The 1050-nt window shown below is 47.7% G+C and carries 1 protein-coding gene; it reads right to left on the bottom strand.

Features of this window, described 5'->3' with window-relative positions; genetic code table 11:
• Positions 1-1050 (bottom strand): hemagglutinin repeat-containing protein (locus ACFIM6_RS09910; RefSeq protein WP_375612678.1); only part of this gene is annotated, 1050 nt, incomplete at both ends.

Genomic DNA, 1050 nt, shown 5'->3' on the forward strand with positions numbered 1-1050 from the left:
CACATCCATCTTGTTATGCTCAGATTTGCTGCTACTAAACACCCCACCGTCTTTGTGATACGACATCTCATAATGTAAGCTATCCTCTGCATTATTGATCAGGACATCGTTGCTGGCTTTCAGCCCTACCTTGCCATCAGCCGCAATGGAACTGCCTGTGATGCTAAGATCATGCGGTTTGCCATCCTGCCCTGCAATGACCGTGGTGTCACCTCCCGATTTTATCGAAGATCCAACGGCATGAGAGGCTTGCATATCCACTTTCGTGTTTTTGGTGCGAAGATGATACTCCATCTCATCGTTTCTCACCCCTATTGTTATCTCCCCTTGGGCACCAAGACCAACATTGCCCTTGGCATCTATATCGGAAGCAGCAATATGGATATCTTGACCTGAGATGACAGTGGTATCTTTTCCAGAACTTAAATGAGAGCCATTGTGCACGGCGACATGAAAGGTTTGATCCCCGCGATGACTATTGGTACTGTTGCGTGTGGCATCAATCGAAACATTGCCCTCAGCTTGTAAGAGAAGTTTATCCGTTGCTTGAACATCAGAGCCTAAAATATTCAAATCTTGTCCAGAGAGAAGTGTCGTTGAGCCTCCAGAGTTGACTTCTGATTTATGATGCATGGTAGCATCACCGTGTTCATCATGGTAATGGGTTTCTGCTGAACCGATCGTCAAGTTGCCTTCTTCTGTAGCCATGGCAAGATCACCTCCGGTGGTGATCCCCACCCCTGAGGCGGTTATATCTTGTTTAGCAATCACCGTTGCATTACCACCAGCAGAAAGCGCCTCGGTGTTTAAAACGGTCTCCACGCCGTCAACCGTTGTGCGCCCTGCATCTAAACGAATATTCTTCTCCGCAAGGAGAACAGCATCCCCACCAGCAGCAAAATGCCCCCCTTGACTGAGGATATCCCCACCATGCACATGCAATTGGTGGTTTGCCGCAATCCGCCCTGAATTAGTTATTGTGGAATTGCTTGTATTTTGGCTGGTGATATTGACATCATCGCCCATGATCAAAGCCCCAGCAGAAACAAA

It is taken from the genome of Bartonella sp. AA9NXGY, assembly GCF_042196845.1.
Lineage (GTDB): Bacteria > Pseudomonadota > Alphaproteobacteria > Rhizobiales > Rhizobiaceae > Bartonella.